18 protein-coding genes are annotated in these 15,320 nt (G+C 67.8%); 5 read left to right on the forward strand and 13 right to left on the reverse strand.

Features of this window, described 5'->3' with window-relative positions; translation table 11 throughout:
- Nucleotides 1-25: 25 nt before the first annotated feature.
- Together ftsE and VF557_20290 are read right to left on the reverse strand one after the other, a co-directional pair.
- The gene (gene ftsE, locus VF557_20285) at nucleotides 26-715 is read right to left on the reverse strand and encodes a cell division ATP-binding protein FtsE (protein ID HEX8082558.1); all 690 of its coding nucleotides are present in this window, start codon (nucleotides 713-715) and stop codon (nucleotides 26-28) included.
- A 73-nt stretch (nucleotides 716-788) separates the two neighbouring features.
- Nucleotides 789-1,685, reverse strand: a complete 897-nt coding sequence (locus tag VF557_20290) for an AraC family transcriptional regulator (protein ID HEX8082559.1) — start codon at nucleotides 1,683-1,685, stop codon at nucleotides 789-791.
- 420 nt (nucleotides 1,686-2,105) lie between these two features.
- Between VF557_20290 and VF557_20295 the strand changes: the two genes are divergently transcribed.
- Nucleotides 2,106-3,143 (forward strand): hypothetical protein, encoded by a 1,038-nt coding sequence (locus VF557_20295; protein HEX8082560.1) that lies wholly within the window; start codon nucleotides 2,106-2,108, stop codon nucleotides 3,141-3,143.
- A gap of 43 nt (nucleotides 3,144-3,186) precedes the next feature.
- Here VF557_20295 and pip read toward each other — a convergent pair whose 3' ends face one another.
- Together pip and prfB are read right to left on the reverse strand one after the other, a co-directional pair.
- Entirely contained in the window at nucleotides 3,187-4,146 is a 960-nt protein-coding gene (gene pip, locus VF557_20300; GenBank protein HEX8082561.1) for a prolyl aminopeptidase, read from the reverse strand.
- A 7-nt stretch (nucleotides 4,147-4,153) separates the two neighbouring features.
- Entirely contained in the window at nucleotides 4,154-5,245 is a 1,092-nt protein-coding gene (prfB, locus tag VF557_20305) for a peptide chain release factor 2 (protein ID HEX8082562.1), read from the reverse strand.
- Nucleotides 5,246-5,570: 325 nt separating this feature from the next.
- Between prfB and VF557_20310 the strand changes: the two genes are divergently transcribed.
- The gene (locus tag VF557_20310; protein HEX8082563.1) at nucleotides 5,571-5,870 is read left to right on the forward strand and encodes a hypothetical protein; all 300 of its coding nucleotides are present in this window, start codon (nucleotides 5,571-5,573) and stop codon (nucleotides 5,868-5,870) included.
- Between the two features lie 59 nt (nucleotides 5,871-5,929).
- On the opposite strand, the gene VF557_20315 is transcribed toward VF557_20310, so the two are convergent.
- The 8 genes from VF557_20315 to VF557_20350 form a co-directional block, all read right to left on the reverse strand.
- A complete protein-coding gene (locus VF557_20315) occupies nucleotides 5,930-6,667 on the reverse strand; it encodes a GAF and ANTAR domain-containing protein (GenBank protein ID HEX8082564.1) in 738 nt (245 codons plus the stop codon).
- Nucleotides 6,668-6,817: 150 nt separating this feature from the next.
- Nucleotides 6,818-7,279, reverse strand: a complete 462-nt coding sequence (locus VF557_20320) for a pilus assembly protein TadG-related protein (GenBank protein ID HEX8082565.1) — start codon at nucleotides 7,277-7,279, stop codon at nucleotides 6,818-6,820.
- Entirely contained in the window at nucleotides 7,276-7,761 is a 486-nt protein-coding gene (locus VF557_20325) for a hypothetical protein (protein HEX8082566.1), read from the reverse strand. Before VF557_20325 ends, VF557_20320 begins: the two co-directional genes overlap by 4 nt.
- Complete coding sequence (locus tag VF557_20330) at nucleotides 7,758-8,150, reverse strand: TadE/TadG family type IV pilus assembly protein (GenBank protein HEX8082567.1); 393 nt, start codon at nucleotides 8,148-8,150, stop codon at nucleotides 7,758-7,760. The genes VF557_20325 and VF557_20330 overlap by 4 nt, the downstream gene beginning before the upstream one ends.
- A 28-nt stretch (nucleotides 8,151-8,178) precedes the next feature.
- Nucleotides 8,179-8,403, reverse strand: a complete 225-nt coding sequence (locus VF557_20335) for a hypothetical protein (GenBank protein HEX8082568.1) — start codon at nucleotides 8,401-8,403, stop codon at nucleotides 8,179-8,181.
- A gap of 58 nt (nucleotides 8,404-8,461) precedes the next feature.
- A complete protein-coding gene (locus tag VF557_20340; protein HEX8082569.1) occupies nucleotides 8,462-9,406 on the reverse strand; it encodes a type II secretion system F family protein in 945 nt (314 codons plus the stop codon).
- Between the two features lie 31 nt (nucleotides 9,407-9,437).
- Nucleotides 9,438-10,295, reverse strand: coding sequence for a type II secretion system F family protein (locus tag VF557_20345; GenBank protein HEX8082570.1), 858 nt, complete (start codon nucleotides 10,293-10,295; stop codon nucleotides 9,438-9,440).
- A gap of 1 nt (nucleotide 10,296) precedes the next feature.
- The gene (locus tag VF557_20350) at nucleotides 10,297-11,583 is read right to left on the reverse strand and encodes an ATPase, T2SS/T4P/T4SS family (GenBank protein ID HEX8082571.1); all 1,287 of its coding nucleotides are present in this window, start codon (nucleotides 11,581-11,583) and stop codon (nucleotides 10,297-10,299) included.
- Between the two features lie 366 nt (nucleotides 11,584-11,949).
- Between VF557_20350 and VF557_20355 the strand changes: the two genes are divergently transcribed.
- Nucleotides 11,950-12,294, forward strand: coding sequence for a hypothetical protein (locus VF557_20355; protein ID HEX8082572.1), 345 nt, complete (start codon nucleotides 11,950-11,952; stop codon nucleotides 12,292-12,294).
- 246 nt (nucleotides 12,295-12,540) lie between these two features.
- Complete coding sequence (locus VF557_20360; protein ID HEX8082573.1) at nucleotides 12,541-12,939, forward strand: nuclear transport factor 2 family protein; 399 nt, start codon at nucleotides 12,541-12,543, stop codon at nucleotides 12,937-12,939.
- Nucleotides 12,940-13,203: 264 nt separating this feature from the next.
- On the opposite strand, the gene VF557_20365 is transcribed toward VF557_20360, so the two are convergent.
- Nucleotides 13,204-13,935: a DinB family protein gene (locus VF557_20365; protein HEX8082574.1), complete on the reverse strand. Its 732-nt coding sequence runs from the start codon at nucleotides 13,933-13,935 to the stop codon at nucleotides 13,204-13,206.
- Nucleotides 13,936-14,371: 436 nt separating this feature from the next.
- Between VF557_20365 and VF557_20370 the strand changes: the two genes are divergently transcribed.
- Entirely contained in the window at nucleotides 14,372-15,235 is an 864-nt protein-coding gene (locus VF557_20370; GenBank protein ID HEX8082575.1) for a hypothetical protein, read from the forward strand.
- Nucleotides 15,236-15,320 lie beyond the last annotated feature (85 nt).

Genomic DNA, 15,320 nt, shown 5'->3' on the forward strand with positions numbered 1-15,320 from the left:
GGGGTGAGCTTGGCGGCCAACCGACTCAGCGGCCGATTCCGTAGACGCCGCGGTTCTGGTCGCGGACGACGTGGCCCAGTTCGAGTTCGATCACCCGGCGGCGCATGGCGTCGACGATGTTGTTGTCATGGGTGGCCATCACCACCGTGGTGCCCTTGCGATTGATCCGCTCCAGCAGGCCCATGATGCCCTGGCTGGTGTCCGGGTCCAGGTTTCCGGTCGGCTCGTCGGCCAGCAGCACCAGCGGCCGGTTGACGAACGCCCGGGCGATCGCGACCCGCTGCTGCTCGCCGCCGGACAGCTCGTTCGGATAGCGGTGCGCCTTGCCCTGCAGGCCCACCATCTCCAGCACCTCGGGGACCGAGCGGGTGATCGCGCGCTGGGACTTGTTGATCACTTCCAGGGCGAAGGCGACGTTTTCGAAGACGGTCTTCTTCTCCAGCAGCCGGAAGTCCTGGAAGACGCAGCCGATCCCGCGGCGCAGCTCAGGAACCTTGCGCGCGGGCAGCTTGGCGATGTCCTTGCCGTTGACGATGACGCTGCCCTTGGTGGGCACGTCCTCGCGCAGCAGCAACCGCAGCACCGAGGACTTGCCCGAGCCCGAGGCGCCGATCAGGAAGACGAACTCGCCCTTGTCGATGTCGAGGGAAACGTCGTCCAGGGCTGGGCGGGTGCTGGCGGCGTAGATCTTGGTGACGTTCTGGAGCGCGATCACGGGGGATGATCCTACCTTGGCAGGACTGGCCGCCCGGTTTAGCGCGATTGCGGGTCGTGGGTCAGTTTCAGCGTTATGCCGAGCGCAGGCGTGCGGTGGTCCGGTAAGCGGCCGGGCTGAGCGGCCGGTTGAACCTCTCCGGGGTGGCGCCGGGCGGGTGCTCGTCGAACAGCATCAGCAGGACCGGCGGGTCCAGCAGGCACCTCGGACGCAGCCAGATGTCAGCTTCGGCGACGGCGCCGCTCTGCACCGAGACCAGTCCGTGGGTTCCCACCGCGCCGGCCTGTCCCCACTCCGCGTAGGCCTCGACGGACCGCCTCGACTGGGGACCGGTGCACGCCATCACGTACCACTCACCTTCGGGCACGTTCGGCAGGACGTAGCTGTCGCCGCTCTCGACGAAGGTGAAGCTGACCGGTCGGCCTTCGAGGATCCGCTTGGGGAAGGCGCCGACGAAGGTGTGCGACGGTGACGCGGGCGGGTCGTACCGCAGGCGCCCGGTGATGGTGCCTGCCGCCCGGTCCGAGGAGGGGTTGTCGAACAGCACGTGCGGAATCACGTTGTTGTGGCGGCGGTAGTGCGACGGTGACAGGCCGACGCTCTTGCTGAACCGGGTGCTGAAGGTGCCGACGCTGCTGTAGCCCACCAGGACGCTGATGTCAGCGACGTTCCACCTGGTGGACACCAGCAGTTGCTTCGCCTTCTGCAGCCGCAATGCCGACAGGAACCGGCCCGGAGAAACACCGGTGACCTCTTGAAAGATCCTGGTGAAATGAAACTTGCTGAACATCGCCGAGTTTGCCATGTCATCAATGGTGAAATAGTCACCGAGATTCTCGTGCATCATACGAATAGCGCGTTCTGCCGCGAGCTTGGTCGTGGACGCCATTGATCGCCCCCTCGGGGTTCTGGGTAGTAGCCGGGCAGCGGCAAGTGCCGGAGTGCAGACCTCCGGGCAAGCCGAAAACATGGTGGGACGCGATCGCGATCACGCTGACCAACGTGGCTGGTCAGGGATTGGCTTTATATCTTCGACATATCCGTGAATGCGATGAGACGATGGTGGCACCTCGCCGCGGTTCGCGACTCTCCGACAGTGCGCGCCTGAAAGTCAGCTCGGTCTCACTCTTCGATAGTGCGCAGCCGGCGGCTGCTCGACAGCTACGGTGACTCCGCCGCATGCTGCTGGCACCCCGAAAGTCATCGCGGCGTCCTCATTGCCGGAACGGGGAGCACGTCACGAGTTGGCCTCGGCAATAGATTGTCGTGACGATATGACGCGGGGTCCGGTCATGGCCGGAAAGAAGCCGCCCGACGGCTCCACATTGCAGGCCGATCACTATTTCTCGGTGCGGGCGGCAATTCGGCCGCGTTAGCGCATTATCCTTTTATGAGACTTCGCACGACGGTCGTGACCGCACTGTCGCTGTGCCTGGTGGCGACCGGGTGCGCCGGCGCGCAGACCGCCCGATCCGGCGCGAGCGGCTCGCCGCAGGCCGCGTCCGGCGCCCCCTCGTCCGCTGCCCCGGACTACGAAGCCCAGTACCGGGCCGGACGCGCGGACGCCGAGAGTGCGGCCCGGAAGCTGCTCGCGCTGGCTGAGGTCCCGCCGGGCTCGGTGGAGCTCGCGACGGCTCCGGCTGCCCTGTCCGGCCCGGCGCTGGGCTCGACCGTGGCCCCCACCAACGTCGACCTGGCCAGGTACTGGCGGGTGCCGTTGTCGTTCCCGGCACTCGATGCCTACGTCAAGCAGCACCCACCGGCCGGCTTGTCGCAGTCGGGCAACATGAGCCGGGGTTCCGGGACCCCTTACACGACCCTCGGCTACAGCTGGCATGGCGCCGGCGGTTCATCGTCCAACGGTGAGCTGCACATCGGGCTGGCCGCGATCGGCGACGCGTCGGCGGCCGGTAAGGCGAGCTACCTGCGGGTCGACGCCCTCACCTCGTGGCTGGACCCGCGCCCGCGACCCGACAAGGCCGTCGGCGCGCGGATGCGGATCGAGGCCGGTGACCGCTGCCCCGCTGAGAACAAGGACATGGTCGGCGTCCGCAACGAAGGCAAGGACCTCGACCACAACCTGGCGCCGGCCGACAAGCCGAACGCCGGACTGCTGTGCTCCTACGCCGGCATGTACGGCGACGCCTTGGCGCTGTCGCTCGAGCGCGTCCTGACGGCCGCCGACGCCGCCCGCATCGCCGAGGCCGCGCACCGGGTGTCGCTCAGCCACTACGACGCCCTGCACACAAGTCTTGGGATGCGCGACCGCTCGGTGACCGTGCTGGTGCTGCAGTATCCGAACCGCCCGGCAGTGAACCTCTGGCTTCCCTCGACCAGCCGTAGTGTGACGTCGAACGGTCATATCGTCGCGACGGACCTGCTCAGCCTCGGCAAGCTGCGCGATGTCGTGAACCAGCTCAGCCGGTGACCAGCACAGCCGGTGACCAGCACAGCGGTTCGAAGCTCAGCGGCTAGCGGTCGGCGAACCGGTCGAGCGCTTCGAGCGCCGCCGCTCGCTTGCTGGCGCTGCCCTGGTGCCCGGCGTCGGCCAGCGCGATCAGCCGCGCGTCCGGCCAGGCCTGCGCCAGCTCCCAGGCGGTGTCCAGCGGGCAGCTCAGGTCCAGGCGGCCGTGGATGAGGACACCGGGAATGCCAGCGAGGCGGTCGGCGTCGCGGATCAGCTGCCCCTCCTCCAGCCAGGCGTCATGGGCGACGTAGTGCGCGCAGATCCGGACGAGGGCCAGCAGCGCGTCGGAGGCTCGGTCGCTGTACAGGTTCGGCTTGGCGTTGGGCTCCAGCGACAGCACCGCGTCCTCCCAGCGGCACCAGTCCCGAGCGGCCTTCTCCCGCACGGCCCGGTCAGAGCTCTCCATCAGCCACGAATAGCCCACGGCGAGGTTGCCGTCCCGGTACTCCGGGGCGACGCCGGACTCGAACCGCTGGAACTCCTCGGGAAAGAACCGGGCCACGCCGCGGTAGAGCCACTCGGCCTCCCAGCGCCGGCCGGTGGTGATCGCCGACAGCACGATCTCGCTGACCCGGTCCGGGTGCCGCTGCGCGTAGGCCAGGGCGAGGGTCGATCCCCATGAGCCGCCGCTGAGCAGCCAGCGGTCGATGCCCAGGTGCTCGCGCAGCGCCTCCAGGTCGGCGACCAGGTGCCAGGTGGTGTTGACGCTCATGTCGGCCGCCGGGTCGCTGGCGTGCGGGGTGCTGCGGCCGCTGCCGCGCTGGTCCAAGAGCACCACCCGGTAGCGGGCCGGATCGAAGCCGCGGACCATTCCGGGGGCAGCGCCGGTTCCCGGCCCGCCGTGCAGCATCACGGCCGGCTTGCCGTCGGGGTTGCCGAAACTCTGCCAGAAGATCCGGTTGCCGTCGCCGACGTCGAGCAGGCCCTCGTCGGTCGGCTCGGGCTGCGGGTACAGGTCGGTCATCGGCAGCTCAGGCCGAGCGGCGCCAGCGGATGCCGGCCTCGATGAAGTCATCGATGTCGCCGTCCAGCACCGCCGAGGGGTTGCCGACCTCGTGCTCGGTGCGCAGGTCCTTGACCATCTGGTACGGGTGCAGGACGTAGGAGCGCATCTGGTTACCCCAGCTGTTGCCGGCGTCCTTCAGGTCGTCCATCGCCGCCTTCTCCTGCTCGCGGCGGCGCTCCAGCAGCTTGGCCTGCAGCACCGCCATCGCCGAGGCGCGGTTCTGGATCTGGCTGCGCTCGTTCTGGCAGCTGACCACGATGCCGGTCGGCAGGTGGGTCAGCCGGACCGCCGAGTCGGTGGTGTTGACGCCCTGGCCGCCGGGGCCGGATGAGCGGTAGACGTCGACCCGCAGCTCGTCGTCCGGGATCTCGACGTGGTCGGAGGACTCCACCACCGGCAGCACCTCGACCCCGGCGAAGCTGGTCTGGCGACGGCCCTGGTTGTCGAACGGGCTGATCCGCACCAGCCGGTGGGTGCCCTGCTCGACCGATAGCGTTCCGTAGGCGTAGGGCGCCTTGACTCCGAAGGTGGTCGACTTGATGCCGGCCTCCTCGGCGTAGGAGGTGTCATAGACCTCGGTCGCGTAGTTGTGCCGTTCAGCCCAGCGCAGGTACATCCGCATCAGCATCTCGGCGAAGTCGGCGGCGTCGACCCCGCCGGCCTCGGACCGGATCGTCACCAGCGCCTCGCGGGCGTCGTACTTGCCCGACAGCAGGGTCTGCACCTCGAGCTCGCCGATGGCCTTGGTCAGCTTGATCAGCTCGGCCTCGACCTCGGCACGCGAGTCCGGGTCGTTCTCGGTCTCGGCCATCTCCCAGAGCAGCTCGGCGTCATCGACCCGGCTGCGCAGCTCCTCGACCCGGCGGATCTGGCCCTGGGTGTGGCTGAGCTTGGAGGTCACCTTCTGGGCGTTCTCCGGGTCGTTCCACAGCTCGGGGTCCGAAGCCTGCCGCTCCAGCTCGGCGGCCTGGTCGCGCAATGTGGGCACGTCGAGAACTGCTTCGATGCTGGTCAGGGTTGCCGAGAGCTCTTTCAGCTCGGCGGGTACGTCGGTCACAGCAGTTCAGCCTACTGGCTCGGCCCGAGCGGGCCTGGTCCAAGCCCGTCCAGCTCAGCGTGGCCGGGCCTCCCAGCTTCAAGCAGCAGCCGCGTTCGGGAGCGGGCGTCGCGCGTCGGGAGCCCTGCGTGCTCGCCGCAGACAAGTGAGCAACCTGGAAGTGCTGAAAACCGCACGAACGCGCACCCAATGCATTCACTGCTCGCAGCGAGAGTTCAACGGGCCTGACCACGACCGAGGAGGGGCCCTCTGGTCGCGCGAGCGTCAGCCAGCTATTATCGAACAAATGTTCGAACAACTCTTGCAGTCACCGCCGGGGTGAATCATGCACAGCTCAGATCTACCGGCCTACGGGGCGGTGCGCTACTGCCCGGCCGGGCACTGGCAGCCCGATCCGGGCCTGCCACCGCTCGGCTCCCCTCAGCCGACGGCCACCTTTCGGGTCCGGCGCGACGCCCGCAAGCTGGAACTGAACGGTCAGCTGACCGAATGGCCGGCTGAGCAGCTGTTCATCCGCAGGTGCACCACCGTGGTGCGGACCGAGGACCCCAACACCGGACGAGCCGTGTCGATCCTGTGCGGCCAGGAGTGGGTGGAGTCGACGGAGGGGTCCAGGGACTACTGAACGCCGCGGTTCAGCTCGCCCTCGGCTCAGCTCGCTCCTCGGCTCAGCTCGCCGACGGCTCAGCTCGTCGGCGAGGACGTGGACAGCGCCCCACCCGGAACGAAACGGGGAAGCTCACCGCTCTCGATGACATCCAGGGCGACCAGGTGCAGCTTGCAGTGGATGTGCTGGCTGGTGATGCGCAAGGCGTCGAAGGCCTCTTGCTTGGTGACCAGCTTGGACGCCATCAGGATGCCGATGGCGACCCCGATGTCGCGATTGGTCTCCAGTGCGGCCCGCAGGTGCTGGTTCTGCTCGCGCTCAGCGACCGTTGTCAGGGCGACCGCGCAATGCGTGGCGAGATCATCGAGCGCAGCCAACTCCGTGTCGGCGAACGCGGCAGGCTTTCGTGAATAGAGGTTGAGCGCGCCGATCGTGTCCGAATCCTCGAGGAACAGCCGGTGCGACATCATGCTGACAACCTCGGTCTTGGCGGTGACCTCGCTGCCGAAGACGGGCCAGCGGTCATCGGCGCCGAGGTCGTCCGAGCGGAAGACGTGGTGTTGTTCCAACGCCTGCAGGCACGGCCCTTCCTTGGTCCGGTACTGGATGGCGTCGACCTTCAGCGGCAGCTCCCCTGTCGAGGCGACCGTCTGATAGCGCTCCGCGCCGCGCTTGACCGTGATGGCCGCGTATTCGGCGGCGGGGATGATGGCTGCCGTGCGCTCGACGATGGCCTGCAGGGTGGCCGTCAGCGTCGGCTGGGTGGCGAGCTCGCGGGCCAGTGCGGCGAAGCTCTGGGTTCGGGTGAAAGGCATTTCGAGGTCCGTTCGCGGCAGTCGTCGCTCATAAGCGCGAGACCCGGCTGTCGGAGTCGAAAGCGTTATCAGCATACCTCTTGACAAGGTAAACATCCAAACACCGTCCGTAACCGAAAACGAGGTTATCGGCCGGTTCGAGCGGCGTGATCACTGGACGAAGCCCTGGGCCTGGGAGCGGGCCCGCTGGTCGATGCCGTCCGGGTGGCCGATGAGGCCGGCGAAGGCGAGTTCGGTGTGCGCGTGGCAGTCGGCCAGCACGGTGCTGCCGTCGGCGGCGAGCGTGGCCTGCACCAGCACCTCGGTACGCCCGGAATCCGCGGCGAGATAATCCTGCACTGCCGCCTGCACCGCGGCCAGCGGCAGCGTGCTGGTCAGCTCCCTGGTCCTGGCGGCCGGGCCGTCGATCGCGTTCGCTCCGGCCACCGCCGCGCCGTCGCAGACACTCTGCAGGTCGCGCTGCTGGGTGAAGGCGTCACTGGCCATCACGGCTGCCGCGACTACTAATAACCCGATCAGGAAGAACCCGAGGATCAGCGGGATGGTGGAGCCCCGGTCGTCCCTGAATGCCGGGTGACCGGGTGGCCGATCGCGCAGTACCAGCCGGCTCATCGGGCGATGATCCGGAAGTCGTCGACGTGCACCAGGTAGCGGCCGATGACCGTCACGCCGCGTCCGGACAGCAGGGTGGGGATCGCCGGCAGCGGCTGATGCCTGATCACGCAGATCGCGAACACCGATGCCGGGGCCAGCGACGGCGCCGTGGCCGGGCCTTGGCAGTCCGCTCCCGCTTCGACGTAGCGCAACTCCACATCGGCCGAGGTCAGGCCCTGACCGCGCAGGGCGGCTCGCAGCGCGGCCTGGGCCCGAACCTCGGCCTGGCCGGCCGTGGTCGACGTCGCGATCGCCCGTCCGACGTCACGAGCGGCGTTGGTGGTGGCCAACCGGGCGCGCTGCACCACTGCCACAGCCACGATCAGGTAGATCAGCGGCACCAGCACCAGCACCGCCACGAAGACGAACTCGATGATCGCGCTGGCCTGCTCGCCCGAGCGCCGCAGCTGTTTGCACCGTTGAGACAGGGGCAATCTCATGGGTCGTCCTTGAGGGACTGCCCGCTCACGTCAACTGTGACCAGCGCGCCGATCGGCAGGAAGACCGACCTGATCGTCCCGCGGCACCGCACCTCGGCGGTCACCAGGCCACTTCCGTCCTCGGCCACCAAGCCGCCGGCGCAGGGCAACCGCCGAGCCATCCCGGGGCTCAGCGCCTGGGCCAGCAACGAAGCGGCGCGCTCAGCACCGGCCTGCGCCGGCACACCCGCGTTCGCGGCGTAGCGGGCGCCGTCAGCAGCCGCCGCCGACGCCACCGACCGGACGTAGAACACCGCCGCGACCTGCAGCACCGCGAACAGCAGCATCACCAGCAGCACCGACATCAGACAGAACTCGACGACCGCGGACCCGCGGTCGTCGATCAGCACCCGAGGTCGCCGGCGGCCAGCCACCGCCTCAGTTGCCGGTCTCGCCGGTCACCGAGTCGATCGCGTTGCTGACGGCATCGGTGATCTTGGCCTTGAACACGCCGAAGATCACCACCACCAGGCCCGCCGACATCACCGTGACCATCACCCAGCCGGGCACGTCGCCGCGCGCGGAGTCCGCACCCCGAAGCCGGCGCTGCGCCCGCAGGTAACCGTTGCCGAACCAGGCGGCCAGCAACTGTGCCTGAACCATCTTCCGTTCCCCTTCCATCGGCTCGCACGCGCGTGCCGTTCGGTGTGTTGTCCAGCGGTTACTTGGTGAGCGAGACCAGCGTCAGCAGTCCTGGGTAGAGGGCGAACAGCACCGTCACCGGCAGGATCAGGAACACCACCGGCACCATCATCTGCAGCTCCTTGCGGCCGCCGGCCTCCAGCAGCGCCCGCTTGGAGAACTCCCGGACGTCGGTCGCCTGGGCGCGCAGCACGTCCGCCAGCGGCGTGCCCCGCTCGATGGCGACCAGCAGACCCTGGATGAACCTGCTGAACGGTTCCAGGGTGGTCCGTTCGGCCAGCTCGCCCAGCGCCCTGGTGATCGGCTTGCCGGCTCTGGCCTCGTTCAGCACGCCTTGCAGATCTCGGGTCAGCTCGCCCCTGGTCAACCGGCAGACCCGCTGCATGGCATCGATCGGCGCCTCGCCCGCCAGCACTGCGAGGGCGAGCAGGTCAGCGATCACCGGGAACTCGGCGAGCATGGCCCGTTCGCGTCGCTGCACCTGCTGGGTGAGCCACCAATCGCGAGCCAGCACTCCGCCGACCGCGCCGAGCAGCGCCGCCCCGGCGACCAGCACCGGGTCCAGGCCAGCGCGCAGGTAGGTCAGGCCGGCCAGGCTGACGGCGCCGCCGATCACGCCCAGGCCACCCCACACCACCTGTTCCATCCGGAAGTTCTCGACGTCGGCGGGCAGTCCTAGGCCGCCGAGCCTGCGGCGCACCGATGCCGAGCCGCCGACCATCCGGTCCAGCCAGTGGACCAGGCCAGCTGCTGCCGGGCCGAGCAGCCGCCGCACCACGTCCAGCGGCGGAGCCGGCCCAGCCGAACGAGCGAGCAGCCGGGACGGCGCCGGGGTGTCGGCGAGATAGGGCGCGATCCGGTCACTGAGCCGGATCGCTCGCATCGGCGGCGCCGAGCGGATCGCCAGCAGCGCGCCGAGCGCCGCCACCAGTCCGAGGACGGCGCCCAGCCACCAGCTGGTCATCGCACCACGCCGGTCATCGCAAACACACTGGTCATCGCAGTACCCGGGGCTCCTCGGGCAACCGCCCGATCCGAACCATGATCCGGTACGCGAGCAGGCACACCGCGGCGCCGATGCCCAGCAGCAGCACGCCGCCGGAGGAGTCGAAGGTCTGCAGCGTCGAGGACTGGGCACCCAGCAACAGCAGCACGATCCACGGCGCGGCGACCGCGAGCCGGGCCGCGCTGATCGTCCAGCCCTGGCGGGTCTCCAACTCGGCACGGGTCCGCGCGTCCACCCGCAGCAGCTCCGACAGCGTGCGCAGCACGGTGCCCAGGTCGCTGCCGCCGACCTCGCGTGCCACCCGCAGCGTCTCGCACACCCGGTCCCCCACCGGATCGGCCAGGTCGTGCTTCAACGCGCTCAGGCATTCGGCGAACCGGCCGCTGGCCCGGTAGGAGATCCCGAACCGGGCGAACGCCGGACGCAGCGGCTCGGGCCCGCGGATCCCGAGCGCGGACACCCCTTCCGGCAAGGACATTCCGGCCCGCACGGCCGAGGCCAGGTTGTCGATGGCCTCGGGCCACAGCTCGCGCAGCGCGACCTGGCGGCGCTGGCGCAGCCGCCGGACGACGGCCAGCGGCCCGAGAAAGGCGAACACCGTGAAGCAGGCGGCGACGGCCAGCGTGCCAGTGACGAGTTGCACCAGCAACCCGGCCAGCACCGCCGCGATCACCTGCAGGCTGAGCAGCTGCGCCGAGCTGACCGACTCGATTCCGGCCTGCCGGATCAGTTCGTCCCGGCGCGTTGCCCAACCCAGCCGCGCCGGATTGCGTTGCGGCGCCCGGGTACCGCTGCGCCAGATCAGCAGCAGGCCGACGCCCGCGAGCAGTCCCACGAAGGCGCCCACGTCAGGCTCCCGACCGGACGGCGCCGGCAGCCGTGACAGCTGGAGCTCCACGGCCTGGGCGGTCGTCCTGCCCGAGCAGTTCGGCGAGGTCGTGACCGGCCTGCTCGTATCGCTCGCGATGCGGCGGGTAGCCGTCGCCGCGGCGCAGTTGGCCTTGCCGGTAACCGAAGATCTCCGAGGTCTCGATGACCTCGCCCTCGGCCCGTCCGGTGACCGCGACGATCTCACGCACCCGGCGCTGGCCCCGGTGGTCCGCGCCCAGGTGCACCACCAGGTCGACCGAGGCGGCCACCGTCGGAACGACGAACGCGGCGCTGACGTTCTCACCGGCCAGCAGCGGCAGGGTGCACATCTTCACCAGCGCCTCGCGGGCGGAGTTGGCGTGCAGCGTGCACATGCCGGGCAGCCCGGAGTTCAGCGCGATCAGCAGGTCCAGGCACTCCTCCTGCCGTACCTCGCCGACGATGATCCGGTTGGGCCGCATCCGCAGCGCCTCCTTGACCAGCCGCCGCAGGCTGATCTCACCGGTGCCCTCCAGGTTGGGCTGCCTGGTCTGCATCGACACCACGTCGGGCAGCGGCACCTGTAACTCGAAGACCTCCTCGGCGGTGATCACCCGCTCAGTCGCCGGGATAGCCGCGCACAGCGCGTTGAGCATGGTGGTCTTGCCGGCCTGGGTGCTGCCCGAGACCAGGATGTTCAGCCCGGCGGCGACCGAGGCTTCCAGAAACCGGGCGGCCGGTATGGGCAGCGAGCCGAGCCGCACCAACTCGTCCAGACCGGCGACGCCGAGGACGAACTTGCGGATGTTGACCGCCATGTGCAGGCGGGTGATGGACGGGATGACCACGTGCAGGCGCGAGCCGTCGGGTAGTTGGGCGTCGACGAAGGGCGTGCTGAGATCCAGGCGGCGACCGGACAGCCGCAGCATCCGCTCGACCAGGTCAGCGACCTCGTCGCTGGTGAGGATCACTGTGGTCAGTTCGGAGCGGCCGTGCCGGGCGATGAACACCCGGCCGGGCTCGTTGATCCAGATCTCCTCGACGGCCCGGTCGTCGAAATACTGCTGCAGCGGGCCGAAGCCGGCCACCTGGTCAAAGACCGTGCGGGCCGCCGCGTCGGCGTCGCCGAGGGGCGGCAGCGCCGACATCGCGGCCCGGTCCAGGTAGTCCGACAGCACCTCATCGACCAGCCGCCGGGTCGCCTCGGGCTCCAGCACCGGGTCCAGTTGCCGGCGGCGCACCAGCTCGCGGACCTCGCCCTCCACGATCGACTGCGCGCTCGCCACTGCTCACCCCCGGTAGGTTTCAAGATCAACCTGCGAGAGCGTAACGGGCCAATGCGCGGCCTACCGCTTAAAAATCCATTTGTGGATAACCATCACACCGACGTGAAGCAGAGCGAGCAGGCCGGCATGACCGTTGCATAGACAGTCCGTCTAGTCGCCTCAGTCTGACTAGCTCATTCTGGCTCAACGCAAGCCTGATATGCGTCCGGTCGCCGCTCGGCAGGCAGCCTAGGTTGGGGCCACTGTTAGCGCACCTTGTCACAGCGTCCAGATCTCCTCGGTTGCGACGCCTAGGGCCGCTCGAATCGCGGCATGTGAATGCGTTTCGGAGGCGCGTCGTCCACGCGGTCGTGGATGATGGGCCGGGTGACCTCCTCGGCTGACTCCTCGGCCATCGCGGATGCCGTCAACGCCTTCTTCGCCGAGCATGAGGTCGCAAGCCTCCGCCTTCCCTCGGGCTGGTTCGGTCGGCCATTCGACAACTGGCATCAACTCACGGATGCCGCGACCGACGGCGCTGGCGTGCTGATCCGCCTGGACGACAGGCAGGTGCTCACGCTCGACGCGGACAGTGTGTCCTCAGAGGGCCGCGTCCTCCGGGTTTCAATCCGAGGTGGGCGCTGGCACTGGACGGAGTACGGCGGCGACCAGGAACACAACGAGGTGCTGGGACCCGGCGTCGTGGAGTTCCACGCGCCGTTCCATCGGTGAGTCCGCGCACGCTCATCGGCATGAGAGGGCGTTGCCACCTCGTGGTTTCGTACTAACCTCCTCGACGGCCCGGTCGTCGAAGTACTGCTGCAGCGGACCGAAGCGAGTCCGAGGCGCCTGCTCAGTCGGCGTCGGAGCAGGTCACGCCTGCGGTGGTGCCTCCGTACCCGACGAGGCGCCGGCGGACTGGCGCGCCGACGAGCTGGCGGAGGTGCACCAGCAGGCGGGACGCACCATGATGGAGCCATGACTGACGGCGACGACTTTCTTGCCTGGCTCCAGACGGCGCTGTATGACGCGGAGGTCGCCGTTCACAATGGCGATCCCGCACCCCGGCGGGCGGTCTGGTCCCGCCGTGATCCCGTCAGCGTCTTGGGCGCAATGATGAACGCGCACGGCCAGCAGGAACTGGACGAACTCTTCGTTACGCTGGGCGAGCGTTTCTCCGACTGCTCGTCGTACGAGTTCGAACTGCTGTCCTATGACGTCGTGGGCGACATGGCCTATACGGAGGGCTTCGAACACACCTCAGCGTCCGTCGAGGGTGAGCCCCGCACCTACACCCTGCGCGCCACTCAGGTTTACCGCCGAGAGGACGGTCAGTGGCGGGTGGCCCATCGCCACGCTGACGCGGTGAGAGGGTGACGACGCCACTTCCCAGGTGCGCCTCGCATCGCGCGCTCGTCGACGCTCGTCCAGTCCGGCGACGCCGAGGACGAACTTGCAGATGTTGACCGCTATATGCAGGCGGGTGATGGACGGGATGACGACGTGCAGCCGTGATCCGTCGAGCAGCTGAGCGTCGGCGAAGGGCGCGCTGAGATCCAGGCGGCGCCCGGACAGCCGCAGCATCCGCTCGACCCGGAGCGCAGCACGAGCGGGCGCTCGTCCTGACTAGCTCATTCTGGCTCAACGCATACGAGCGAGATCCCGTCGGATGTAGCGCAGGTGCGCCCATTCCTCCTCCAGGATCACGCGAATGCAGTCACCGACGCTGGGATGCCAGTCACCGCCGCCCCACGGGTTCTCGCGAACCTCGGCGAGCAGTTCTGCCGTGGCCGTGGCGAGAAAGTCGGTCACCAGCTGCTGTCGCTCGGCCCGTACCGCGAGGACCTCCTCGTAGGCCGGCGGCTCGGCGCGGAAGATCGACATGTCGAAGCCCATCTTGTCGGCGCCGGTGAAGATCTGACCGATCTCGTGGAACGGGTGCTGCATCCGCAGGATCCCGCCGCGGAGCCAGGCGTCGGTCGCCAGGATGAGGTGCCGCAGGGTCTGGGCCAAGGACCACTCGTCCTCGACGTGGGCGTCCGCCAGGTCCGGCGGCGTGCTCGCCACCGTCGTCTGCCACGCGGACTGCACAGCGGCCCAACCCTCGCGCAGGCCGGCGGGCGTCTGCGCCTTCTGCAGCTCGCGACCCGGGAACTGCCGGTTGAGCTCGGCTTCCACTAGCGGCACCACGTCGACCCCATTGACGAAGAGGCTGCCGAAGGACAGGTCGTGGCTGTCGATGTCGAGTCCGTCCACATCAACGCCGCGCATCGTCACACCGCTGACATCGGAGAATCGCAGGGTGGCGCCCTTGAAGCTCGCCCTGACGAAGGCCGCGCCTTCGAACTCCTTCGTGCCGGAATAGGTCGTCATCGCTCTATCATCACCGCTATCGGCGACAGTCGTGGGACATCGGCACCAACGACGGTCGCCCAGACAGGTCAACGGATGTCGCGCCGATACCACCTAAACTGACGTGAGGCAGCGTCGGGATAGGCGAGCGCACATCGACATGAGAGTGCGTACGTCCGTGTCAACCTCGCTTACGCGAAATCGTGGATATGGACGAAATTCCTCGACCGCCCGGTCGTCGAAGTACTGCTGCAGCGGGCCAAAGCCGGAGCCAACGACCGCGCTACGTTTTAGGTTGGTGCGGTATCCGAAAATTAAGCGATAGTAGACGATCAAATTGGGCGGCGTGAGGCCTTTTCTTCGGGCTTTCGTCGGACTTGCCTCCACCCCACACGCGCTACTTGATGACGGAAAGATGCGTCTCGACAAAGGGTGCCGGTAGCGGGACGATTCGTGTATGAACGAAAGCTATGACAGTGGACGGGGCGCGGCTTCGGGCACGGCAGCCACTGGGACGGATGTCCTAGCCAGGGAGACGTACCGTCACTTGAGGCTGATGTTGGCGACCTTGCCAGCGCTGATTCTGCTCGCGATACTCGCTTTAGCCCTCAGAGGAACAGTCGAGGACTCCATCAGCGCGTATTACGGGCAGCCTGTCCGAGACCTCTTCGTCGGAGCAATGGTCGGCATCGCGGTCTGCCTGATCGTCTACCGTGGGTTCCCGCCATTCGAGGACTACGCCTTGAATTTGGCCGGCTTCTTCGCCTTCTTCGTAGCATTCGTGCCCAACACGCTGGCGGATGACCTCGCGAAGCTCTCCGAGGCAGACCGCAGCGAGGCACTGTTCGGACTTCGGGCTTCCATAGCAGCCGTAGTGTTAGCGACGCTCCTCTTCGTCGGCATGGAATGGCGCCTTGGTCACTGGACTCTTCCAACTTTGTGGCAACGACCAATCACGAGGTGGGTACTAATAGTTGCCAATGTGCTCGTGGGTGTTTTTCTCGTGCTGGTGGTGGTGAATGGCATTTTCCACGACCACTTCGCGAACGTGCATGTGAGTGCCGCGATTCTGCTTTTTGCGAGCCTGGCGATGGCCGTCGCTGCCCATGCTTGGCCGGGCAGGTTCGGAAGCCCAGGCGACCCTCGTCACCGAACGGTCTTCTGGCTCATGGTGGCCGGGATTCCGTTGGCCTTGGTCCTCGAGTTTGTAATCAAGTCCGAATCCACTGTGATCATTCTTGAGGCATGGGAGATCCTCCTTTTCTTCTCGTTCTGGGTCGTTGAGGCCAGACGAACGTGGCACGCGCCGGTACCAGGCTAGGCAGCGTGCTCACGGCCTGAGAGGACAGGATTCTGTGGAAGTGTCGCGGAAGGGAACATGGGCGAAGCTCGGTTTCTTAACCCTC

It is taken from the genome of Jatrophihabitans sp., from assembly GCA_036389035.1.
Classification (GTDB): Bacteria; Actinomycetota; Actinomycetes; order Mycobacteriales; family Jatrophihabitantaceae; genus Jatrophihabitans_A.